Here is a 22,800-nt window from a genome sequence, read left to right on the forward strand (position 1 = left end):
ATCCCACTGATCGGCGCCGTACGTCGATCAGGCGCCGCCGACTCCACGCGCCGCGCCCGGGCGGCTCCCTCCGGGCCGGCGTGTGGACCCGGGCGTACGCCCTCGGCGCCCCGGCCGTCCGGCGGGTGTCCCGACATCCCGCCCGTAGGCGACCCCTTGCCCTACGGGGCCACGTCCCGCACAGGAGGGCGGCCGCACATGACCTGGCTCGCGATCATGCCGGCGGTGCGGCCGGGGTGCTGGGGATCGCGGCGAGCGTGCTCCGGAGGCTCGGGCCGCGGAGCGGGCGGCCGGGCCGGCGCACGGTCGGTGCCCTGGCGACGATCGTGGTCGCGGCCGGTGCGTTCGCTGTGATCGCCGCCGCGCACACCGTGCCCACCCCGATCACCACCGCCGCGCGGATCCAGGCCGGGGTGGCGGTCGGGGCCGCTGCCCGGTGTTGAGCGTGGGCGCGGGCGCCGCCCACGGCCGCGCGTCGGTTCCCGGACGGGCCGGGATGGAGCACTGCGGCGAGACCGGTCCGACCCCCGACCCCCGGCCCGCTCGGCACGCTCGCCAGCCTCGCCGCGGCAGTCCTCACCGGGTTCGGGCTGCTGCAGCGCGCCTACGCCGACGGCCCGCCGGAAACCACCACGGCGAACGTCACCATCACCGATCCGATGGCCGCCGTCGTGATCGGTGTCGCACTCCTCGGGGAGGCCCCCGCGCTGACCGGCGTGATCACACTCGCCCCGCGACCTGCACGCCGCTCCCGCGCCCGTCGCGGCCTCCCGGCCCGGCAGTCCCGCGCGCGCCTTTCCCTCCGGCCTCCCGGCCGACGGCGCACCGCCGTCGCCGCGGACACCTCCGTCGGACGTGACGTCGCGGCCCACTGGTACCGCGGTACCACCGGGCCCCCGAAGAGTCGCCCGGGGTCCCAGGGAATCCGTCCTGCCCGCCCCTAGCTTCGAAAGCGGAGGTCACGACCGTCCGTGGCCGGTATCGAAGGAAAGAAGGGTGACCTCGATGATCGAAGCACGGGAGCTGACCAAGCGGTACGGCGACAAGACGGTCGTCGACAATCTGAGCTTCACCGTGAAGCCCGGTGAGGTGACGGGCTTCCTCGGGCCCAACGGCGCCGGCAAGTCCACGACCATGCGCATGGTCGTCGGACTGGACTCGCCCGACGGAGGCTCGGTCACCGTGAACGGCCGCCCCTACGCCCGGCATCCGGCGCCCCTGCACGAGATCGGCAGCCTGCTGGAGGCCAAGTCCGTCCATCCGGGGCGCACCGCGTTCAACCACCTGATGGCGCTCGCGTACACCCACGGCATCGCCCGCGGCCGGGTGGACGAGGTCATCGAGCTGGCGGGGCTGACCAGCGTGGCCGGCAAGCGGGTGGGCGCGTTCTCCCTCGGTATGGGCCAGCGGCTCGGCATCGCCGCGGCCCTGCTCGGCGACCCGGCGATCGTCATGCTCGACGAGCCCGTCAACGGGCTCGACCCCGAGGGCGTGCTGTGGGTCCGCAACCTCCTGCGGCGGCTGGCCGACGAAGGCCGCGCCGTGATGCTCTCCTCGCATCTGATGAGCGAGACCGCGCAGATCGCCGACCATCTGGTGATCATCGGACGCGGCCGGCTGCTCGTCGACACCACGGTCGACGACTTCATCAGGGACGCCGGCAGCGGAGGGGTGAAGGTCGCCACCGCCGACACCGCCGGGCTGCGCTCACTGCTGGTCGGCCCCGATGTCACGATCACGTCCTCCTCCAGGGACGAGCTCATGGTCCACGGACGTGATGCCCGGGAGATCGGCGCCATCGCCGCCGCGCACGGGCTGGCACTCCACGAACTCACCCCGCAGGCCGTCTCCCTGGAGCAGGCGTTCATGGACCTCACCCGGGACGCCGTCGAGTACCAGAGCGCCCCGGCCGACACCGCACGAAAGGCGGCATGATGACTGTCACCGACCTGTCCGCGGCCCCGCCCCGCACGATCGTGCGCAAGGTGACCGGCCCACGCGTCCTGCGCTCGGAGTGGGCCAAGTTCTGGACTCTGCGCTCCAGTTGGATCACCCTCGGCGTCGCCGTGTTCCTGCTCGTGCTCTTCGGGACGATCGCCGCCCACACCTACAGCCCCCAGGAGGCCGCGGACGGCGGCGGACCGCTCGGTCCCGACGCGGGCAGCACCGACGCCGTGAGCCTGGCCCTGACCGGCGTGACCTTCGGGTCGCTGGCCATCGGTGTGCTCGGTGTGCTGCTCTCCGCAGGCGAGTACGGCACCGGCATGATCCGCTCCACGCTCACCGCGGTCCCGCGACGGCTGCCGGTCCTGTGGGCCAAGGCCGCCGTGATCGCGCCCGTCGTCCTGGTCCTTGCCGGCCTGGGCGTCCTGGCCGCGTTCCTGCTCGGAGCACCGGGCCTGGACGGCGAGAGCATCGCTCTGTCCCTGGGCGACGACGGTGTGCTGCGCAGCCTGGCCGGTGCCGGCGTCTACCTCGCCCTGGTAGCCGTGTTCGGAGTGGCCCTGGGCATGCTGATCCGCTCCTCCGCCGGGGCCATCGCGACCCTGGTCGGCATCCTGCTGATCCTGCCCGGCCTGGCCGGGCTGCTGCCGGACTCGCTGTACGACACGCTCAGCCCGTACTTCCCCAGCACCGCGGGCCAGGCCGTCTACGCCGTCCAGCAGTCCTCCGACGCGCTCTCGCCCGGGGCAGGGCTCGCCGTCTTCGCCGGCTGGGTGGCCCTGGCCCTCGCGGGGGCGGCGTACCGGCTCGCCAGTACCGACGCCTGATCGGGTACCGGACAATGGTGGTCATGAGCCCGCACCACGCGGCAGCCGCCACGGCGACCGGCCCGGCGGCGGCGACGCCCTCCGAGCTCGACGCGGCGTGGGCCCACCCGTTCCTGGACCGGCTGCTGGGCGACCGAAGGCGCCGGCCGGGGCTGCTCGGCCGGTACCCGTGGCTGCTCGACACCGCGATCGTGCTGCTCATCCTGGCCATCTCCCTGCCCAGCCTGATCCACAACGACACGGCCCCGACGTCCCCCTTCGGCGACACCGAACCCGGACCCCAGCTGTCGACCGGCGTCCTGTGCCTCCTGGTCGCCGCGCACCTCGTTCCCCTGTTCTGGCGCCGCAGGGCCCCCATGGCCACGTTCCTCGTGATTTCGTTCGTGTCCGTCGCGCAGTGGTCGCTGGGAGTGTGGCTCCCCACCGGGATCGCCGGACTCGTCGCCCTGTACACCCTGGCCCGCTACGGATCCGTACGGGTGCTGGGCTGGGCCGTCGCGCTGGCGGCCGTCGAACTGCTGCTGGCCGCCTTCGTACTGGTCCCCGGCAAGGCCGATCACCCCATGATCGGCGGCTTCTTCCTGCTGGGCACGACGACGGCGGCCGTCGCCATCGGCCTGGCACTCCGTATCCTCCGGATGTACCTGGCGGCTCTGGAGGACCGTGCCAGACGGCTGGAGATCGAGCAGGAGCAGCGCGTCCGGCTCACCGCCGCCGCCGAGCGCTCCCGGGTCGCCCGGGAGATGCACGACATCGTCGGCCACAACCTCTCGGTCATGGTCAGCGTCGCCGACGGCGCCGCGACCCTCGCCGCCAACCGGAGCGAGCGGTCCGCCGAGGCGCTGCGCGTCCTCGGCGACACCGGCCGCCAGGCCATGAGCGAACTGCGCCGGGTGCTGGGAGTGCTGCGGGAGGAGCAGGAGGGCGAACGTCTGCTCGCCCCGCAACCCGGGATCCGTGACCTGGACCCCCTCGTCTCACGGGTGCGCACGGCCGGGCTGTCCGTGACGTACCGGACCGTGGGGGATCTCGACGCCCTGGGCAGCGGCGTACAGCTCACCGTGTACCGCGTCGTCCAGGAGTCCTTGACCAACACCCTCAAACACGCGGGGACCGGCACGTCCGCCGAGGTCACCATCGCGGTCGAGTCGGGACAGGTACGGATCAGGGTCGCCGACACGGGCGTACCGCCGGGGGCACCTGCGCGCGCGAGGCCGGGAGGAGTCGACGACAATCCCGGCCACGGCCTCGTCGGCATCCGCCAGCGGGCCGCCATGTACGGCGGGACCGTCGTCCTGGGGCCGGGCGACACCGGCCACGGCTGGACTGTGGATGTCGTGCTCGACGTACCGCCGGGAGAACAGCTGTCATGACCACCGTGCTCATCGCCGACGACCAGCCCCTCCAGCGCATGGGCGTGCGCATGCTCATCGAGGGGACGCCGGGCCTGCATGGGGTCGGCGAGGCCGAGCACGGCGCCGAGGCCGTCCGCATGGCCGCCGAACTCCGTCCGGACGTCGTCCTCATGGACATCCGCATGCCCGGCATGGACGGCCTGGAGGCCACCCGCCGCATCGTCGCCGCCGGCGGCCGCACCCGCATCCTCATCGTGACCACCTTCGACCTCGACGAGTACGCCTACGAAGGCCTGCGGGCCGGCGCCAGCGGCTTCCTGCTCAAGGACGCCCGCCCCGAGGAACTCGTCGCCGGCATCCGCGCGGTCGCCACCGGCGACGCCGTCGTGGCCCCGCGTCTGACCCGTCGGCTGCTGGATGCCTACGCCCACCAGGTCCTCGCGCCGGCCGACGCGCCGGCCCCGGACGATCCCCGGCTGCGGACCCTCAGCGACCGCGAACGAGAGGTCCTTGTCGCCGTCGCCCAGGGCTGGACGAACACGGAGATCGCCGAGCACCTCGTCCTCACCGAGTCCACGGTCAAGAAGCACGTCGGCCGCGTCCTCGCCAAGATCGGCGCCCGCGACCGCATCCAGGCCGTGATCATGGCGTACGACGCCGGGCTGGTCAGGGCCAAGCCGCAGGGACCGCCGGACCTCTAGCGCGGCGGGACCGGGCGGTCGTAGATGTTCTTCGGGGTGACGATCTCGGTGATCTTCTGGGCGAGGACCGAGGACGGCTCCTTGCCCTCGTAGGAGATGTCGGTGTTGAGGAGGACCACCAGGGTGGCCTTCTTCGACGGCAGGTAGACGGTCACGCTCTCGTAGCCGGGGATGGAGCCGTTGTGGCCGATCCAGCCGTCGGACTCGAAGATGCCGAGGCCGTAGTTCGTGCCGGGGAAGCCGGTCGGCAGGGTCTTGAGCCGCTCCTTCTGGGTCTGCGGGCTGAGCAGTGTCCCGGTGGCGACGATCTTGGCCCAGCGGCGCAGGTCGTGCAGGTTCGAGATCATCGCCCCGGCCGCCCAGGCCCAGCTGGGGTTCCAGTCCGTGGAGTCCTCGACATCGCCGCTCAGCGTCTGGTTGGTGTAGCCGCGCGGGTGCGGCTCGGGGAACTCGGCGTCCAGGGGGAACAGCGTGTGGCGCAGGTGGGCCGGGCGGAGCACCCGCTTGTCGATGAAGTCGACGAGGTTGTGCCCGCTGACCTTCTCGATCACCAGGCCGAGAAGGACGAGGTTGCTGTTGGAGTACTGGAACTGCTTGCCCGGCTTGAAGGTGTTCTTGTGCTTGAAGCCGTACGCGAGCAGTTCCCGCGGGGTGAACGAGCGGCTCGGGTCGCTCAGCAGATCGTGCTCGAAGTCCGCGTCGGCGCTGTACGGGAACAGGCCGCTGCGCATCTCGGCGAGATGGCGCAGCGTGATCCGCTTGCCGCCCGGCACGCCATGGATGTACTTGGAGATCGGGTCGTCCAGGCGGATCCGTCCGTCGTCGACGAGCTGGAGCAGCGCGGTGACCGTGAAGGTCTTGGTCTCGCTGCCGATCCGAATGTACGGGTCGGTGGTCATCGGCCGGCCGGTGGCGGTGTCGGCTACCCCGGTCGCGCGTACGTAGCTTCCCTTGCCCGGCATCCACAGTCCGACGACGACACCGGGGATGTCGGCCTTCCGGCGGACGTCCGCGATGGCCTTGTCCAGCCGGGCGGTCAGCTTGGGATCGAGACCGTTCGACGGGCACTCGTCCTTGTCGTGCCGGTCGCCGCCGCGCCCGTTGACGCCGTGCGGGCCGGCGCCATGCGGGCCGCCGCCGTGCGGGTCGGCGCAGTGCCGGTTGCCGTCGTACGGGCCGCCGCCGTGCCGGTCGACGCCCGCGGCGTTGACCGCCGTGGCCGGAATCGCTGTCATCGGCGCCAGCACCGACGCCACGAGGAGCGCCGCGGTGAACAGCCGGCGGGAGGGGGTACGTCGCATGTGGGGGCGTCTCTTCCAGGTCAGGGGTTCGGACGGCAACGTCACCATCCGGACCCCGGGCGGAGGCCCCCGGTCCGGTAATCGTTCCGGCGAGTCCACTCGTTCGGCGCCAACCGGGATTCCGGGGCGGCGGCCTCCGGCCTCGGCACGGGTCCCCGCGGGCTTCAGACGGGGCCGGTCCGATCCGGGGTCGGCTCCCTTCGTGTCGGCGCGGGTGCCGGTGCCGGATCCGGTGTGGGTGTGGGTGAGGGCGCGGGTGTGGGAGTGGGGGGAGAGGGCGTCGGCCGGCGAGGAGCCGGTGTCGTCGGGGGAGTGGGTGGCGGAGGGGCCGGCTCGGCGAGGGTGTCGAGGATCGCTCTGCGGACCGCCGCGATCCTGGGGTCCCGGCGGTATCCGTTGTGCCGCTCCAGGGGCCAGAAGACGGGCTGGGCGCGGGTGCGCGCATGCGACCGCTCGGCGTCGGGGTCCATCGGCGCCACCCCGTCCTTCCACTCCTGGTCCACACCGCCGACGCCGGTCGGGCCGGCCAGCAGGTCGGTCTCGCGGTGGATGCTGACCCACGTCCTGAGCAGGCGAGTCCTGTCCGGGGTGCCGCCGTCCTCGCCGTCGTCGCCGTCGTCGCCGTCCTCGTTGTGGACCAGGGCGTCGAGGGACTCGGCCGTGACATAGCCGGGGTAGTGGCGGGCGAACACCGCGCCGATCGGGCTTCCCGTGGTCAACAGGCCGATGCGTGGACGCAGTTCGGGCGGAATCTGCCACAGCGCGGCCACGGCGATCACCGACCCCATGGACTGTGCGTGCAGCAGTATCCGCGTACGGCTGTCGGAGTCCAGCAGATGCTCGATGCGGTGGACGAGTTCGGGAACGGTCCGTACGGTCCAGGCCGCCGGGGCGAAAGGGTGCGCGGCGCGCGGCCAGAACACGCCGAAGGCCCAGGCGATGCCCGTGTTCCTGCGCATCTCGGGACGGAGCGCGACGGCCCGTACGGCGAGCACCGCGACCGCCACGAGGGCGATCAGGGCGAGGGCGCCGAGGGTGGTGAGTTGCTTGACCGTGTCGTTCGTGGTCCGGCGGACGCTCGTCGTCAGGGAACCGTCGCCCACCCAGTTCGCCAGATACAGGGTGAGGACCAGGGCCACGATGAGGGAGGCCAGCGCGGCGAGGCCCTGGTCGTACCAGTTCAGGCCGTCCTCTCCCACGTTCCGCGCCCAGTTGATCTCGCTGCGGTGCTTCCTGTCCTCCTTCTCCTCCGCCGGATGTGCCGGGGCCGCAGGCCTGCGCCTCCACAGTTTCCACAGGGCGTTGGCCACGGCCGCGAGCCCGCCCAGCACCACCACCAGCGGGAAGGCCGCGGCGATCACCCGCACCGCCCTGGGGAGTTCGGTGGCGTACGGGTCGCCGTCCGGGGTGAGCCAGCCCTGTACCCACAGGGAGAACGCCGCCGTGTAGAGCCACCCGATGAAGCAGGCCATCACCGCGACCACGGGCCCCAACAGCCCGTAGAGGGACGTCCTTTCCGCACGGTCACGGTCCCTGAGGCACATCACCAGACAGGCGACGATCATCAGCAGCACGCCGACGCCCTGGGCGATCACGACGTCGTTGGCCTCCTCGCCCATTCCCGGCAGCATCCGTGAACTCCCGCGCGCCGCCCGCCAGTCCCGCTCGGGGAGCGCGCAGTAGAGCATGGCGGAGACCGTCACCCCGAGACACACGCCGAGGGTGGTCCGCCGGTGATTGGGCGGCCAAAGCCTCGACCACTGCACGCTTCTGAACCAGGGCCCGTCGGCGACCATCAGCGCCGCCAGCACCAGAATCAGCACGAACAGCACCAGACCGACGACCGTGCCGTCCCGGCGCAGGTCGTACTGGAGCCCCGGCACGATCACCAGCATCGCGACGGTGAGCAGACCCGCACACCGATGCTGTGAAGTGAGGCCCTCGGCGCGCCAGTTGTACTCCCAGAAGCCGCGCACCTCCAGTGGCCGCCGCACCTTGCCGGTCCCCCGCGCCTGCCGTTTGTCCTCCCGGTCCAGGCGCCGGTACTCCTCGCCCTCCACGGTCTTCAGGACCGGCCGGTACTCCTTCTTGGCGTCCCGCGCGCTGAACGCCATCACCGCTCCGACGAGCAGCGGCACCACGGCCGCGAGCGTCAGTCCGATTCCCGTGCCCACGTCCCGTGCCGCCTCGACCAACGGGTTCTCCGCACCGCAGGCGGAGTGCGCGGGCGCCCCGCACTGCCACACGACCTGGTCCATGGCGGCCTGCCCGAACACGCCCACCAGCATCACCGTCAGCGACAGTCCGAGCAGCCGGGCCCCGAAGTCGTACAGCCAGCCCGACACCCTGCTGTGCCGCGGCAGCCGGGGCTGCATCCACGTCACCAGGTTGATCAGCAGAAAGGGCAGCAGGAGCAGCCACATCGCCCGGCCCGCGCCGCCGATCGTGAGCCGGTTCCAGTCGTAGACCTGCCGTTCGACGAGCGGCTCGGTGTCGTCCTCCGCCACCGTTCCGTACCAGCCGGCGGCCTCGTCCCCGCTGATCCGGTGGACGACCGGCGGCTCCAGTGCCTCCGCGCGGTCCACCGGGCCGATACCGGGCACGACCAGCTCGACCAGGCGCGTCTCCCGGGCCTGTGATCCGTTGTCCATGGCAGATCACAGTGAGGTCATGGGCGCACGATCACAATGCGTAAAAAGTACGAGACCGAGAGTGGTCACCGTGATTCCGCTTCGGCCGGCCGCGGGGTGGGAACCGGGCGGAGCCTTCCGTGCGTTGAGGAGTACACGAGGAAAGCCAGGAGGTTCTCATGGCGTACGGGCCGTACGGCGTGGCTGTTCCCGCGCCGGCGTCGCGCGGTGAGCGGGTCAAGAACGCGGCCCTGCTGGTGGGCGGCTGGGTCGCCCTGCTCTGGGTGCTCGAAGCCATCGACGTGGCGAGCGGGCACGCCCTGGACACGTTCGGCATCACGCCGCGCGAGTTCGGCGAGCTGCGGGACATCGTGCCCGCCGCCTTCGTGCACTTCGGCTGGGACCATCTCGCCGCGAACAGCGTGCCGTTGCTCCTCCTCGGCTTCCTGGCCGCGCTGTCCGGGATCCGCCGCTTCCTCGCCGTCGTCACCGTGACGATCCTCGTCAGCGGCCTGGGCGTGTGGCTCACCGCGTCCGAACACTCCATAACCGCGGGCGCGTCCGGCGTCGTCTTCGGTCTCTTCGGCTATCTGCTGGTCCGCGGCTTCGTGGACCGCCGGATCGGTGACGTGGTCATAGGCCTCGTCGTCGGCGCGGTCTACGGCTCGATCCTGTGGGGCGTACTGCCGACGACGGCCGGAGTCAGCTGGCAGGGGCATCTCTTCGGCCTCATCGGCGGGATGGCCTCGGCGTTCGTGTTCCGCCGTCCTCGCGAGGCCCGCGCATAGCCGAGGTGCCTCGGCGGACCGGGCCGGCGCTCGGCCCGCTCCTCGTCCGGCCCGACTGTCGGTCCCCCGTGGAAGGATGTCCGCTCATCGCGGCGTACGGCACACGAGGGGCGTCATGGCGGAGGGTGAGGGGGCGGTCGACAGCCCCGTACCGGTGGGGCGGAAGACCCGTACGGTCGTCGGACGGGGCGAGCGGCTGCGCGGGCTCGCGCGAGGAGTGCTCGACGATCACGCGCGGGCCGTCGACCAGGTGCGTACGGCCCTCGCTCCGGTCCTCGCCGAGCTGGTCGCCCAGGAGCTGGAGGGCATCCCGGTCTCGCGCCTGAAGGACGTCACCGAGGGGCGGCTCAGGCTCGGGGCCCTAGAGGCGGCGGGGCTCGGCTCGGTGCGCGGCGTGTTCGACGCGAGCCGGTACGAGCTGCGGCAGATACCGGGCGTCGGAGCCCAGACCGCCGACCAGGCACTCGCCGCCGCGCGGCAGATCGCCCGCGCGGTCGAGGAGACCGTGTCCGTACGGATCGACGTCGACCACCCCGAACCGCGGACCACTGCCCTCGTCATCGCGCTGCGCCGGCTCGTCGAGGCCGGACCCGAACTGCGGCGGGCCGTGGACGCGGCCACGGAGCTCGACCGCGGCTTCAAGACGCTTCTGGAGGCGGCCCGTCCGGCCACCGGGCGGCTGCGGATGGCCCTCACGGGCAGGGCCAGGCGTGAGCGCGCCCTCGCCGCCGTCGCGGAACTCCGCGCGCTGACGGGCGACGCCGTGGCCAAGGGCGTACCGATGCTGCTCACGCAGGCATCCACCGACCTGCTGCGGGAGTCCGCGTCCGACGCCGAGGCGTGGGTGGACTTCGAGCTGCGGGCCCCGGAGTACTACAGCCAGCTCGCCGAGATCGCCGGGAGCGCGCCCGACGTCGAGGCCGCTGAGGGGTTCCTGCCTGCCGAGGTCGCGGACCGGGTGCACGCGCAGGGGCTCGACGACACCCACCGGCGGGTCTCGCTCCGCGGATACCAGTCGTTCGGTGCGCGGTTCGCGCTCGCCCAGCGCCGGGTGGTCCTCGGTGACGAGATGGGGCTCGGCAAGACCGTCCAGGCCATCGCCGTGCTCGCGCATCTCGCGGCCGACGGTCACAAGCACTTCCTGGTGGTGTGCCCGGCGAGCGTACTGATCAACTGGACGCGCGAGATCCGCTCCCGCAGCACCCTGCGCGCGGTGCCCGTGCACGGCCCCGACCGGCAGGACGCGTACGCCGAGTGGCGCGAGCGCGGCGGCGTCGCGGTTACCACCTTCGACGTGCTGCACAGCCTGCCGGATCCGGCGAAGGGGGAGAAGGGCGGGAAGGGTGCGAGGGGCCCGGCCGGGATGCCCGCCGTCCTCACCGCCCCCGCCGCGCTCGTCGTCGACGAGGCCCACTACGTCAAGAACCCCGACGCCCGTCGCTCACGGGCCGTCGCACGCTGGACCGACCGGTGCGAGCGCGTCCTGTTCCTCACGGGTACGCCGATGGAGAACCGTGTCGAGGAGTTCCGCACCCTCGTCCGCTACCTCCAGCCCGAGCTGGTGCCGAAGATCCAGGGCAGCGACGCCGTCGCGGGCCCGCACACGTTCCGCAGGTCCGTCGCCCCCGCCTATCTGCGGCGCAACCAGCAGGACGTACTCACCGAACTGCCCGCGCTCGTCCAGGTCGACGAGTGGGAGGAGTTCAGCGCCGCCGACCAGGACGCCTATCGCGAGGCGGTCGCCGCCGGGAACTTCATGGCGATGCGCAGAGCCGCGTACGTGCACGCCGAGAAGTCCGCGAAGCTCCAGCGGCTGCGCGAACTCGTCGCGGAAGCCGCCGTGAACGACCTGAAGGTGGTCGTCTTCTCCTACTTCCGGGACGTCCTCGCCACCGTCCAACAGGCCGTCGGGGAAGGGGCGTTGGGGCCACTGGCCGGCGGAGTGCCCGCCACCCGGCGGCAGCAGCTCGTCGACGAGTTCACGGCTGCACCCGGGCATGCCGTGCTGCTCTGCCAGATCGAGGCCGGCGGTGTTGGCCTCAACCTCCAGGCCGCGTCCGTCGTGATCCTCTGCGAGCCGCAGGTCAAGCCGACCCTGGAGCACCAGGCCGTCGCCCGCGCCCACCGCATGGGCCAGGTCCGCTCGGTCCAGGTGCACCGGCTGCTCGCCACGGACAGCGTGGACGACCGGCTGCTGCGGATCCTGGAGAGCAAGTCCCGCCTCTTCGACGCGTACGCCCGTCGCAGTGATGTCGCCGAGGCGACGCCGGATGCGGTCGATGTGTCGGACGGGACGATTGCCCGGCGGATTGTGGAGGAGGAGCAGGAGAGGTTGGCGGGGCGCCCCGCGGAGCGCCCCGCGGGGTGAAGAGGGGGGTCGGTGGAGGGCGTTATTCGAGTGCGGGCCGGTCGTGGTGGGAGTGCGCGGTTCCCCGCGCCCCTAGAAGATGAAAGACAGGGGTGCGGCCCCGTATTTCAGGGGCCGGGGGACTGCCCACTCAGCCACACAACACCACCCCGCACCCGAGTCACCACCCGAGGTCCCTACGAATGCGCGAGCCCCGTTTTCAGGCCCGCCCCGCACAGGGGCACGACAGCTGTGCGCGCGCCAAGCGCCCCCTCCCGTACGGCCGCCCAGCAGGCCACCCCCGTCGACTCCACGTACAGGCCCTGCGAGGCCAGGTCGCTCTGGGCGTGGCGGAGTTGGTCCTCCGTCACGGTGAGGAAGGTGCCGCCGGACTCCCGGACCGCGCGCAGGATCTGCCGGGCCCGCGGCGGCCGGGGGATCGCGATGCCCTCGGCGAACGTGGGGGCCGCCGGGGTGACTCCGGCCAGGTCGTCGGCGCCCTCGTGCCAGGCGTGGGCGAGCGGGGCGACGGCGGCGGACTGGACCGCGTACAGGGCGGGCCTGCGGTCGATCATTCCCGCCGCGTGCAGCTCGGCGATCGCGAGGGACGCGCCGAGGAGGAGCGTGCCGTTGCCGACGGGCACGACGATCACGTCGGGGAGCCGGCCGCCGAGGTCCTCCCACAGCTCGTGGACGTACGTCTTCGTGCCGTGCAGGAAGTACGGGTTGAAGACGTGCGAGGCGTAGAACGTGCCGTCCTCGTCCGCCGCCTCCCGGGCCGCCTGAGCGGCTGCCTCACGGTCGCCCGGGACGACTTCGAGGCGGGCCCCGTGCGCCCCGATCTGCTCCAGCTTCTTCGCGGACGTGCCGTCGGGTACGTAGACCGTGCAGGGCAGTTGGGCCCTGGCGCAGTAGGCGGCGACCGCCGTGCCCGCGTTGCCGCTGCTGTCCGCCACGACCCGGTCCGGTCGCAGCCGCAGGGCCAGCTCGGCGAGCAGGACGGCCCCGCGGTCCTTGAAGGAGAGCGTCGGCATCAGGAAGTCCAGCTTGGCCGAGACGCCGTCCTTGAGCGGGACCAGCGGGGTGCGGCCCTCGCCGAGCGACACCGACGGGGACGACAGGGGCAGGCACTCCGCGTACCGCCAGAGTGAATTCACCCTGCCCGCGAGGGACTTGAGGGAGGCGGGCGTGGGCGCGAAGTCCAGGTCGAGCGGGCCGCGGCAGACCGGACAGCACCACGCGAGCGAACCCGTGGGGACGCGCGTGCCGTCCACCGGGCAGAAACAATCCGGCAATGGAGTCATGTCGGCAGGTTAGATGCACCGGTTGGTGACGGAGTGTCATGACTGGCATATGGCACCTGCGTTACGTCTGTGCAGGGCTCTTGTGCAATTCCTGTGGAAGCCGCAATCTTTCGGCTGAGCGCAGGGCCGAAGTGACCAGTTCTTGACATGGCCCTGTCGTCTTCACGTGCGTACGACCGCACCACCCCCCACCACCAGCGCACCACCGATGAGGAGGATCCTCAGATGGCAGTGATGCGTCATGCCCGGCGAAGACTCGCCGGTATCACCGGATTCACCGGTATCAGCCGATTCACCGGTATCGCGGGCATCGGTACGGCGGCCCTCGTCGCCGGTCTCGTCTCCGCCCTGCCGGCGCAGGCGGCCGCAGGCCCCGAAGGCCGGATCCAGTACGCCGGCGCACCCGGCACGATCGCGAACAGCTACATCGTGACGCTCCACCCGGACGCCGCCACGTCCGGCTCGGCGGAGGGCAGGGCCCTCGCGAAGGAGTACGGCGCCACGATCGAGCGTACGTACAAGAAGGCGCTGAACGGTTACGCCGTCGAGGCCACCGAGGCCGAGGCGAAGCGGTTCGCCGCCGACCCGGCCGTCGCCTCCGTCGTCCAGAACCGCGTCTTCTCCATCGAGACGACCCAGCCCAACCCGCCCTCCTGGGGCCTCGACCGCATCGACCAGGCGGCCCTCCCGCTCAACCAGAGCTACACCTACGACGACACCGCCGGCGAGGGCGTCACCGCCTACGTCATCGACACCGGTGTCCGCATCACACACACCGACTTCGGCGGCCGGGCCTCCTACGGCTACGACGCCGTCGACAACGACAACACCGCCCAGGACGGCCACGGCCACGGCACGCATGTCGCGGGCACGGTCGCCGGCACGTCGTACGGCGTCGCCAAGAAGGCGAAGATCGTCGGCGTCCGTGTCCTCAACAACGCGGGCTCCGGCACCACCGCCCAGGTCGTCGCGGGCATCGACTGGGTGACGACCAACGCCGTCAAGCCAGCCGTCGCCAACATGAGCCTCGGCGGGACCGTCGACACCGCGATCGACACCGCCGTACGCAACTCCATAACCTCCGGCGTCACCTACGCCGTCGCGGCCGGCAACGAGACGACCAACGCCTCGACCCGCTCGCCCGCCCGTGTCACCGAGGCCATCACCGTCGGCGCCACCACCAGCTCCGACGCCAAGGCCAGCTACTCCAACTACGGCACGGTCCTCGACCTCTTCGCCCCCGGCTCCTCCATCACCTCCGCCTGGGGCACGGGCGACACCGCGACCAACACCATCTCCGGTACGTCGATGGCGACCCCGCATGTCGCCGGGGCCGCCGCGCTCTATCTGGCCGACAACCCGACCGCGACGCCCGCCGCCGTGCAGACCGCGCTGGTCAACTCCGCCACCACCGGGGTCGTCACCAGCCCCGGTACGGGTTCGCCCAACCGGCTGCTGAAGGTCGGTGGCGGCGGTACCACTCCGCCTCCGACGGGTGACCTCTTCGAGAACACCGCGGACTACGCGATCGCCGACAACTCCACCGCGAACTCGCCTGTCACGGTGACCGGCGTCACCGGCAACGCGCCCGCCGCGCTGAGCGTGCCCGTGAACATCGTCCACACCTACATCGGTGACCTCCAGGTCCAGCTGATCGCTCCCGACGGGACGGCCTACACGCTGAAGGCGTACGGGACCGGGGGCTCGACGGACAACATCAACACCACGTACACGGTGAACGCCTCGTCCGAGGCAGCCAACGGGACGTGGACCCTCCGCGTCAGCGACAACGCGTCACTGGACACCGGGTACATCAACTCTTGGGGGCTGCAGTTCTGACGGTCGGTTCTGACAATCAGTTCTGACCGTCCGTTCTGATCGTCCGCAGCCAGTCCTTCTCCTCGCCCTCGCGGCATGCCATCGGGTCCTCGACCTGGGCTGCTGCGGGGGCGGGGTGCGTTGGGGCTGGTGGCGCGGGGAGTTTTTTCGCCCCCGCCGCCCCTACCCATTCCCGTCCCTTTTCAGGGGCTCCGCCCCCAAACCCCCGCTCCTCAAACGCCGGAGGGGCTAACAGATTGCGCAGTTCCCCGCGCCCCTATTCAGGGGCGCGGGGAACTGCGCACTCAGACACAACCAACCCGCACGCATTCCACCCCGCAAGCCCCCGCCCCCCGAGCCCGTCCGGCGTTTGAGGACGAGCGCGGCAGCGCGATGCGGGGGCCTGGGGGCGCAGCCCCCAGAAAGGGACGGGAATGGGTAGGGGCGGCGGGGGCGAAGAAAAGCATGGGGATCCGGGGCCGGCCCCGGTGACCGAATCGGCGGGATCGTTCCCCGCGTTCCGTCGTCGGCCGGGGCGTGCTTACGATGCGGCCTGTCGTACGTGAGTCCGCACCACCCGGACCCAGCACTTGGACGAGGAGCACGGTACTAGTGGAGATACCCCCGCCCTCCGGGCCCCAGCCCCCGCAGGGTCAGCCTCAGGGGCAACCCCAGGGGCCGTACCAGCCGCCGGGCCAGCCGCAGGGCCCGTACGGCGCGTACCCGGGCGGGCCGCAAGGCCAGGGACCGGTCCCGGGACCGGGCCCGGGACCGGGTCCGTACGGCTATCAGCCCTGGGGGCAGGGCTACTCCCCGTACAACACCCCGGCCCCGGTCAACGGCCTGGCCATAGCCGCACTCGTGCTCGGCATCCTGTGCTTCCTCCCCCTCGTAGGCCTGATCCTCGGCTTCTTCGCGCTGGCGCAGATCAAGAGGAAGGGAGAGCGCGGCAAGGGCATGGCCATCGCCGGGATGATCCTGTCGGGCATCGGCGCAGCGATCCTCGCCCTCGCGCTCGCCACCGGCGGAGCGGCCGAGTTCTGGGACGGCTTCCAGGAGGGGGCGCGCGAGGCGAGCGAGAACGGCGCGACCTTCTCCGTGGACGAGGGGGAGTGCTTCGATACGCCGGGCGGCTCGCTGGAAGGCATGGCGTACGACGTGGACACGGTGTCCTGCGACGAGGAGCACGACGGCGAGGTCTTCGCGAACTTCAGGATGGCTAGCGGCAGTTACCCCGGTGACAGCGCGATCACCGAGGCAGCCGACGACAAGTGCTACACACTCCAGTACGCCTACGCCATGGACACCTGGGCCATCCCGGAGAACGTCGACATCTACTACTTCACACCGACCCGGGACAGCTGGAGCCTCGGCGACCGCGAGATCAGCTGCCTGTTCGGCAACGTGGACGAGAAGGGCGGCCTGACCGGCTCGCTGCGCCAGGACGAGACGACCCTCGACGCCGACCAGCTCACCTATCTGAAGGCGGCCCAGGTCCTCAACAAGGCCATGGAGTCGGCGCCAGAGGAGGAGTACGTCGAGGACGACCTGCCCGGCCACAAGGAGTGGGCGACCAGGGTCTCGGCCGCGATCACCGAGCAACTCGGAATGCTGCGCGGCCACGACTGGCCCGCCGACGCGAAGGATCCGGTCGCCGCGCTGGTCAAGGACCTGGACAAGGCGCGGGGGGAGTGGTCGGCAGCGGCGAAGGCCACCGACGCGGACGTCTTCTACGGGCACTACGACAAGGCGCTGGAACTCACCGACGCCAAGAAGGCGGTCACCACGCGCAAGGCTCTGGGCCTCGCCTCGGCGCCGCCGGAGTCGTACGAGAGCGGCGGCGGTGAGGACGGCGGTACGGGAGGCAGCTCAGGAGGCAGCGGCGCAGAGGTGTGACGGCGGCCGTAGCGGGGAGAAAGTGCCTGCGTAAAGCCTTGAGCGGCCGCAAGTCATCACATCGAGTGATTCTCTGGCCTTCGCTTGCCTGACACAACCCACGGTTGCCACCCTGTAGCTGTCTGTACAACCTGACGGGAGTGGCCAGTGACATTCGGTGAGCAGCCGGCGTATCTGCGCGTCGCAGGTGATCTTCGCAAGAAGATCGTCGACGGATCGCTGCCACCGCACACACGGCTCCCGTCACAGGCCAGAATCCGCGAGGAGTACGGCGTCTCGGACACGGTCGCGCTCGAGGCCCGCAAGGTGCTGATGGCCGAGGGTCTGGTCGAGGGGCGCTCCGGGTCCGGTACGTATGTGCGCGAGCGTCCGGTGCCGCGCCGCGTCGCCCGCTCCGGGTACCGGCCGGACAGTGGGGCGACACCGTTCCGCCAGGAGCAGGCGGACGTCTCCGCTCGCGGTACGTGGGAGTCGCACAGCGCGCAGGCCGAGGCGAGCGGCGCCATCGCCGAGCGACTCGGTCTCCAGGCCGGCGACCGGGTGATGTGCACGAAGTACGTCTTCCGGGACGCGGGCGAGGCGATGATGCTCTCCACCTCCTGGGAGCCCCTCGCCGTCACGGGCCGCACGCCCGTGATGCTCCCCGAGGAGGGCCCCTTGGGCGGCATGGGCGTCGTCGAGCGCATGGCCGCCATCGACGTGATCGTGGACAACGTCACGGAGGAGGTGGGCGCCCGTCCCGGCCTCGCCGAGGAACTGTCGGCACTGGGGGGTGTGCCCGGGCACGTGGTGGTCGTCATCCAGCGGACGTACTACGCCTCGGGGCGGCCGGTGGAGACGGCGGACGTGGTGGTGCCGGCGGACCGGTATCGCATCGCCTACCACTTGCCGGTGAAGTAGGGCGTAGCCGCCGTCCATGACTTGGGTCGGTTGCTGGTGGTCGGATGCCGGCGACCGGTGACCGGCTGCTGGTTGGCGGGCGGTGCGGTGGAATCCGGTCGTTCTCTTGAGGGGTGTTCGGCGCGGTCTCCGTGCTGTCGGCGGGAGCCCGAGGGGGATGAGGGGGCGTGTCCGTGAGGATGCGCCCCCTCAGTGCTGGCCGATTGCGTACCTCTCGGGCATCTCGCGCATACCTCTTTGTGAAAAGCCGTATTCGCTGCGTGAAGGTTAGGCGTAGGCTCGGGCATATGCGGATTGCGGTTTCCTTATGTGGCGGGGCAGGACGCGAGCCGGGGGCGGGGAGCGGAGGGGCGCGATGAACGACGGCACCATCACACTTCCCTGGCTCGTCATACGACAGGACGACAACGGCAATCGCTACCGCGTCGGCAGGTACGCGACGAGGGCCGAGGCCCAGAAGATCGCGGACAGCCTCGACGACCGTGGGCACAAGCAGCTCTACTGGGTCGAGCGGATCGGGCAGAACGGCTCGAAGTGACGCGTGTGGGTGTGTTCGTGGGGCTCCCGTAGGCTCCGGCGCATGACCGAACGGATCGTGGTGGTCGGAGCCGCCGTGCTGAGCGACGGGTGTCTCCTTGCCGCGCGTCGCAGTGCGCCCGCGGAGTTGGCCGGGCGGTGGGAGTTGCCCGGGGGGAAGGTGGAGGCCGGGGAGACTTCCGAGGGGGCGCTCGTGCGGGAGCTTCGGGAGGAGCTCGGGGTTGAGTCCGAGGTGCTTGACCGTGTTCCGGGTGAGTGGCCTTTGCGGTCGCCTTACGTTCTCCAGGTCTGGACTGTGCGGCTCCTGGCGGACTCGCCTGCGCCCAAGCCGCTCCAGGACCACGATGAGCTCCGCTGGTTGAGCCCGGATGAGCTGTGGGATGTGGAGTGGCTGGAGCAGGATGTGGCCGCCGTGATGGAGGTTGCGCGGGGGGTTTGGGGGAGTGGGGCGGCTGGGGGGTAGTGGCCTTTGTTTCGCCCCCGCCGCCCCTGCCCATTCCCGTCCCTTTTCGGGGGCCAGCCCCCGAACCCCCGCTCCTCAAACGCCGGAGGGGCTGGATTGTTCGCGGCCCGGGCCGACAACTTCAGCCCGTCCGGCGTTTGAGGACGAGGCCGTTCAGGCCGATAGCGGGGGTCTGGGGGCGCAGCCCCCAGGGGACGGGAACGGGTAGGGGCGGCGGGGGCGAAGGAAAAGGTGTGACCATCACAACTTCGCGCACTCGAGTCTGCGGGGTGCGGGACGCACACCGTACGTGGGACGCTCGGGCTCGCGAGGCGCATGTGGCGGCTGAGACGAGCGCCGAGTACGCCGTTCGCGCCACAGTGCGCCCTCGCGCACGGTACTCCGCCCGGGATATCGGGTATGTGCCCATTAACCCCATGAAACCGGACATGGTCCGCTTCTGGCCTGGGAGTGATCTGCGTGATCCACACCGAGGGCGATATCGCCGAGTGGACCTTTCCCGCGGATCCAGGCGCCGTCAGGACCGCCCGAACCGTCGTCCGGGGCCAGCTCCATGCCTGGGACCTCGACTCCCTCGGAGACGTGACCGCGCTGTTGGTCAGCGAACTGGTCACCAACTCCCTGCGGCACGCCACGGGTCCCATCGGGGTTCGCCTCGTACGCCCCTCGGAGCCGATGGACGTTCTGCTCGTCGAGGTCTCCGACCCCCTCCCGGACCCACCGCAGGAACGCGACGCGGAGCCCGAGGACGAAAGCGGCCGAGGGCTTCAGCTCGTGGCGAACTCCTCCCGCCGCTGGGGCACCAGACCAGGCGGTAAGGGCAAGACGGTGTGGTTCGAACTGGCACTCCCGAGCTGACCGGTAGCCATTCCAGCCGACCGCTGGCCGATCCGCAGCCGCTCGACAGCCAATCGCGACTCCCCGTGCAGCCGCCCCGCGCACCCGCCCAGGGGCCACCCCGCCCCCACTCCACAACCAATCCCAAGCCATTCCGCAGCCGTTCCGCAGGGCATGCGCAGCCATCGCGCAGCCGATCGGCGGCCGTTCCCCAGCCCTCCCCCGGCCGGCCCCAAGCACCCCCCGAACAACCCCCGACCCCTCGGACACACGAGCCACCCCCAAGTCCGTGGTTCGACGGGGTCCCACATGGTTAGAAGACTGGGAGTGTTTGTCGCGGCCGGTCCTAAAAGCATCGGGACCGTGCTGTGATCGTGAACACCGTGTTGTGCGGCACCGTAGTGCTGGATACTGCGGGCAGCCGCCTCCGGTGACCGGTGCCGGACGCGGTGAGCTGGAGGGGACGGTTCGCGTGAGCGAGATACCAGCGAAGGCCACGGAGTCCGAGGACCCGTCGGGCGGCGCGATGGCTGATGCGACGACAGGCGATGGCGCGTTGCCGGTGCCGGACGAGGCGCGGCGCGCGGGGCACGGCGGAATATCCGGTGTGCCCGTCGAGGCGCCGGGCGAGGTGCCCGGCGAGGTCGTGTGGCAGAGCAGTCCGCCCGGATCGATCTACGACTACATCAAGGTCGCCTCGTTCTCCATCGGCCCCGACGGCCTCGTCGACCAGTGGAGTCTGCGCGCCGAGCAGCTCTTCGGCATCCCGACCGAGCGCGCGGTCGGCATGGACCCCATCGAGGCCTTCGTCGCCGAGGACAAGCGCGAGCTGGGCCAGCGGAAGATGGCCGAAGTCCTCGACGGCAGGGAGTGGACCGGTGTGGTCCCCTTCCGGCTGCCCGACCCCGAGGGCACCGGTCTGGCCGCCGAAGGACTCGCCGAGGTCTACGTCATGCCGACGCGGACCGAGGAGGGCGAGCGGGCCGCCGTCTGCATCGTCGTGGACGTACGCATTCTGCGCCGGATCGAGACCGATCTTGCCGCCTCGCAGGCCATTTTCGGCCAATCTCCTTTCGGTTTCCTGCTGATCGACCCGGACCTGCGCATCCGCCGTGCCAACGAGCGGTTCGCCTCGGTCTTCGGCGGCACCGTCGAGGACCATCGCGGACGCACCGTCAAGGACTATCTGGCCCCGGGCGAGGCCGAGCGGGTCTCCGCGATCCTGCGGCGGGTCCTGGAGACCGGCGACATGGTCAACGAGCTGCTGGTCAGCGGCACCGTGCCCGGTTCCAGCGAGCGCCGCCACTGGTCCATCAACCTCTATCGCGTGCACAGCGGTTCGGGCCGTCCGATAGGCATCGCCTGGCTGGGCACCGACATCACCGCACGCCGCGCCGCGGCCCGCGAGGCCGCGCAGGCACGGCGCAATCTCGCCCTTCTGAACGAGGCGGGCGCACGCATAGGCAACTCGCTCGACCTGGAGACCACGGCCCGCGAACTCCTCGACGTGGCCGTCCCCGGCTTCTGCGACCTCGCCTCCGTCGACCTCTACCAGGGCCTCCTGGCCGGCGACGAGACCCCGCCAGGACTTGCCGACGGCAGCGCCGAGCTGCGCCGCGTCGCCTACGCCAGCGCCGTCTCGGACGCGCCCTACATCAGCGGTCCGGAGCCCGTGAACGTCGGCGCGGTCCACCACTACGCCTTCAACTCGCCCTTCGCGGACGCCCTGCGCACCGCCCGCCTGCAGAGCGTCGCCGCCGAGGAGGGCGGCCTGATCCAGTCCACGCTCGCGGTGCCGATGGTCGCCCACGACACGGTCGTAGGACTGGTCCAGTTCTCGCGTACGAAGGGGAGCGAGCCGTTCGGCGAACGCGACAGCTCCCTCGCGGTCGAACTGGCCTCGCGCGCCGCGGTCTGTATCGACAACGCCCGCCTCTACCGACGGGAGCACGAGCGCGCCCTGATCCTGCAGCGCTCCCTGCTCCCCCCGGGCGACCCGGAGGCATCCGGCCTGGACATCGCCTGCCGCTACCTTCCCGGGAACGCGGCCACGGAGGTCGGCGGCGACTGGTTCGACGTCATCGAACTCCCCGGCCACCGCACGGCGTTGGTCATCGGCGACGTGATGGGCCGCGGTCTGCGCGCGGCCGTCGCGATGGGTGAACTCCGCACGGCCGTACGCACCTTGGCGCTGCTCGACCTCGAACCGGCCGAGGTCCTCTCGGCGTTGGACGAGATCGCCCGCGGTCTGGGAACGCCCGGCGGAGTCCAGCAGTCTACGCGCGGTGCGCGCCAGTCCCGGGACGCCGACCTCTCCGAGGTCTACCTCGCCACCTGTGTGTACGCGGTCTACGACTCCGTCACCCGCCGCTGCACCTTCGCCAACGCGGGCCATCTCCCGCCGGTCATCGTGGAACCGGGCGAGAGCGCGCTCATGCTCGACGTACCGCCGGGGATGCCGCTCGGTGTCGGCGGCGAGCCGTTCGAGGAGGTGGAGGTGGAGCTGCCGGAGGGCGCCCTTCTGGCGCTCTACACCGACGGACTGGTCGAATCCCGCGACCACCCCCTGGACGAGGGCCTACAGGCCTTCGTGGGCGCCCTCACGGACCCCTCCAGCCCCCTGGAGGACGTCTGCGACCACATTCTCAACACGCTCGACACGCATCACGGCGAGGACGACATCGCCCTGCTCATGGCTCGTGTCCAGGGGCTGCCGTCCGAGTCCGTCGGCGACTGGACGCTGCCGCGCGAGCCGCGCAGCGTGGGCCGCGCGCGGGAGTACGCCCGGGGCCAGCTCCTCAGCTGGGACCTCGAACCCCTCGTCGACACGGCCGAGTTGCTCGTCAGCGAACTCGTCACCAACGCCCTGCGCTACGGCGAGGGCGAGATCCGCCTGCGTCTCCTCCTCGACCGCACCCTGGTCTGCGAGGTCTGGGACGCCGGCCTGGTGCAGCCCCGCCGCCGCCGCGCCCGCGACACGGACGAGGGCGGCCGGGGCCTCCAGCTCGTCGGACTCCTCAGCGACGCCTGGGGCTCCCGCCGCACACCCCGCGGCAAGACGGTCTGGTTCGAACTCCCCCTGCCCAACGGCACGACAGGCCTCACGGACCCGGCAGAGGCTCTGCTGAGCCTGTTCTGACCCCGACCGGGTC

General features: G+C 71.2%; 17 protein-coding genes. 14 read left to right on the forward strand and 3 right to left on the reverse strand.

Features of this window, described 5'->3' with window-relative positions; genetic code table 11:
* The first annotated feature begins 257 nt into the window (after positions 1-257).
* The 5 genes from ACN20J_RS31575 (at position 258) to ACN20J_RS31595 (ending at position 4,827) form a co-directional block, all read left to right on the forward strand.
* Complete coding sequence (locus ACN20J_RS31575) at positions 258-443, forward strand: hypothetical protein (protein WP_419667341.1); 186 nt, start codon at positions 258-260, stop codon at positions 441-443.
* Between the two features lie 562 nt (positions 444-1,005).
* Positions 1,006-1,935 carry an ABC transporter ATP-binding protein gene (locus tag ACN20J_RS31580; RefSeq protein WP_190229775.1) on the forward strand — a complete coding sequence of 310 codons (930 nt, stop codon included), beginning with the start codon at positions 1,006-1,008 and terminating at the stop codon, positions 1,933-1,935.
* Positions 1,935-2,771 (forward strand): ABC transporter permease, encoded by an 837-nt coding sequence (locus ACN20J_RS31585; protein ID WP_189838427.1) that lies wholly within the window; start codon positions 1,935-1,937, stop codon positions 2,769-2,771. Before ACN20J_RS31580 ends, ACN20J_RS31585 begins: the two co-directional genes overlap by 1 nt.
* Positions 2,772-2,794: 23 nt before the next feature.
* Positions 2,795-4,144, forward strand: coding sequence for a sensor histidine kinase (locus tag ACN20J_RS31590; RefSeq protein WP_419667342.1), 1,350 nt, complete (start codon positions 2,795-2,797; stop codon positions 4,142-4,144).
* Positions 4,141-4,827, forward strand: coding sequence for a response regulator (locus ACN20J_RS31595; RefSeq protein ID WP_189837433.1), 687 nt, complete (start codon positions 4,141-4,143; stop codon positions 4,825-4,827). The genes ACN20J_RS31590 and ACN20J_RS31595 overlap by 4 nt, the downstream gene beginning before the upstream one ends.
* Here ACN20J_RS31595 and ACN20J_RS31600 read toward each other — a convergent pair.
* Together ACN20J_RS31600 and ACN20J_RS31605 are read right to left on the reverse strand one after the other, a co-directional pair.
* Complete coding sequence (locus ACN20J_RS31600) at positions 4,824-6,128, reverse strand: serine hydrolase domain-containing protein (RefSeq protein WP_362309083.1); 1,305 nt, start codon at positions 6,126-6,128, stop codon at positions 4,824-4,826. The genes ACN20J_RS31595 and ACN20J_RS31600 overlap by 4 nt on opposite strands.
* A gap of 164 nt (positions 6,129-6,292) precedes the next feature.
* Positions 6,293-8,779 carry a hypothetical protein gene (locus tag ACN20J_RS31605; protein ID WP_419667343.1) on the reverse strand — a complete coding sequence of 829 codons (2,487 nt, stop codon included), beginning with the start codon at positions 8,777-8,779 and terminating at the stop codon, positions 6,293-6,295.
* Between the two features lie 158 nt (positions 8,780-8,937).
* On the opposite strand from ACN20J_RS31605, the gene ACN20J_RS31610 reads away from it, so the two are divergent.
* Both ACN20J_RS31610 and ACN20J_RS31615 read left to right on the forward strand, forming a co-directional pair.
* Entirely contained in the window at positions 8,938-9,546 is a 609-nt protein-coding gene (locus ACN20J_RS31610; RefSeq protein WP_419667344.1) for a rhomboid family intramembrane serine protease, read from the forward strand.
* 115 nt (positions 9,547-9,661) lie between these two features.
* The gene (locus ACN20J_RS31615) at positions 9,662-11,914 is read left to right on the forward strand and encodes a DEAD/DEAH box helicase (protein WP_189838428.1); all 2,253 of its coding nucleotides are present in this window, start codon (positions 9,662-9,664) and stop codon (positions 11,912-11,914) included.
* Between the two features lie 176 nt (positions 11,915-12,090).
* On the opposite strand, the gene ACN20J_RS31620 is transcribed toward ACN20J_RS31615, so the two are convergent.
* Positions 12,091-13,197 carry a threonine synthase gene (locus tag ACN20J_RS31620; RefSeq protein ID WP_419667345.1) on the reverse strand — a complete coding sequence of 369 codons (1,107 nt, stop codon included), beginning with the start codon at positions 13,195-13,197 and terminating at the stop codon, positions 12,091-12,093.
* A 225-nt stretch (positions 13,198-13,422) separates the two neighbouring features.
* Here ACN20J_RS31620 and ACN20J_RS31625 point away from each other — a divergent pair, with 225 nt between their 5' ends.
* The 7 genes from ACN20J_RS31625 (at position 13,423) to ACN20J_RS31655 (ending at position 22,787) form a co-directional block, all read left to right on the forward strand.
* Complete coding sequence (locus ACN20J_RS31625; RefSeq protein WP_419667346.1) at positions 13,423-15,036, forward strand: S8 family peptidase; 1,614 nt, start codon at positions 13,423-13,425, stop codon at positions 15,034-15,036.
* Positions 15,037-15,627: 591 nt separating this feature from the next.
* Positions 15,628-16,911, forward strand: a complete 1,284-nt coding sequence (locus ACN20J_RS31630) for a DUF4190 domain-containing protein (RefSeq protein WP_419667347.1) — start codon at positions 15,628-15,630, stop codon at positions 16,909-16,911.
* Positions 16,912-17,058: 147 nt separating this feature from the next.
* Positions 17,059-17,811: a GntR family transcriptional regulator gene (locus ACN20J_RS31635; RefSeq protein WP_055618616.1), complete on the forward strand. Its 753-nt coding sequence runs from the start codon at positions 17,059-17,061 to the stop codon at positions 17,809-17,811.
* A gap of 355 nt (positions 17,812-18,166) precedes the next feature.
* Positions 18,167-18,349, forward strand: coding sequence for an SPOR domain-containing protein (locus tag ACN20J_RS31640; protein ID WP_055618615.1), 183 nt, complete (start codon positions 18,167-18,169; stop codon positions 18,347-18,349).
* 42 nt (positions 18,350-18,391) lie between these two features.
* Positions 18,392-18,811, forward strand: coding sequence for a (deoxy)nucleoside triphosphate pyrophosphohydrolase (locus tag ACN20J_RS31645; RefSeq protein WP_419667348.1), 420 nt, complete (start codon positions 18,392-18,394; stop codon positions 18,809-18,811).
* Positions 18,812-19,261: 450 nt separating this feature from the next.
* Positions 19,262-19,669 carry an ATP-binding protein gene (locus ACN20J_RS31650; protein WP_143636644.1) on the forward strand — a complete coding sequence of 136 codons (408 nt, stop codon included), beginning with the start codon at positions 19,262-19,264 and terminating at the stop codon, positions 19,667-19,669.
* A gap of 451 nt (positions 19,670-20,120) precedes the next feature.
* On the forward strand, positions 20,121-22,787 hold the full coding sequence (locus ACN20J_RS31655) for a SpoIIE family protein phosphatase (protein WP_189837441.1): 2,667 nt from the start codon (positions 20,121-20,123) through the stop codon (positions 22,785-22,787).
* Positions 22,788-22,800: the final 13 nt, after the last annotated feature.

This window comes from Streptomyces sp. 2-1, from assembly GCF_048564895.1.
In the GTDB taxonomy this organism is placed as follows: Bacteria; Actinomycetota; Actinomycetes; order Streptomycetales; family Streptomycetaceae; genus Streptomyces; species Streptomyces phaeochromogenes.

Excerpts from the sequence above, each read along its gene's own strand:
- ACN20J_RS31580 (WP_190229775.1), top strand. The coding sequence starts at position 1,006 with ATGATCGAAGCACGGGAGCTGACCAAGCGGTACGGCGACAAGACGGTC.
- ACN20J_RS31585 (WP_189838427.1), top strand. The coding sequence starts at position 1,935 with ATGACTGTCACCGACCTGTCCGCGGCCCCGCCCCGCACGATCGTGCGC.
- ACN20J_RS31590 (WP_419667342.1), top strand. The coding sequence starts at position 2,795 with ATGAGCCCGCACCACGCGGCAGCCGCCACGGCGACCGGCCCGGCGGCG.
- ACN20J_RS31595 (WP_189837433.1), top strand. The coding sequence starts at position 4,141 with ATGACCACCGTGCTCATCGCCGACGACCAGCCCCTCCAGCGCATGGGC.
- ACN20J_RS31600 (WP_362309083.1), bottom strand. The coding sequence starts at position 6,128 with ATGCGACGTACCCCCTCCCGCCGGCTGTTCACCGCGGCGCTCCTCGTG.
- ACN20J_RS31605 (WP_419667343.1), bottom strand. The coding sequence starts at position 8,779 with ATGGACAACGGATCACAGGCCCGGGAGACGCGCCTGGTCGAGCTGGTC.
- ACN20J_RS31610 (WP_419667344.1), top strand. The coding sequence starts at position 8,938 with ATGGCGTACGGGCCGTACGGCGTGGCTGTTCCCGCGCCGGCGTCGCGC.
- ACN20J_RS31615 (WP_189838428.1), top strand. The coding sequence starts at position 9,662 with ATGGCGGAGGGTGAGGGGGCGGTCGACAGCCCCGTACCGGTGGGGCGG.
- ACN20J_RS31620 (WP_419667345.1), bottom strand. The coding sequence starts at position 13,197 with ATGACTCCATTGCCGGATTGTTTCTGCCCGGTGGACGGCACGCGCGTC.
- ACN20J_RS31625 (WP_419667346.1), top strand. The coding sequence starts at position 13,423 with ATGGCAGTGATGCGTCATGCCCGGCGAAGACTCGCCGGTATCACCGGA.
- ACN20J_RS31640 (WP_055618615.1), top strand. The coding sequence starts at position 18,167 with ATGAACGACGGCACCATCACACTTCCCTGGCTCGTCATACGACAGGAC.
- ACN20J_RS31645 (WP_419667348.1), top strand. The coding sequence starts at position 18,392 with ATGACCGAACGGATCGTGGTGGTCGGAGCCGCCGTGCTGAGCGACGGG.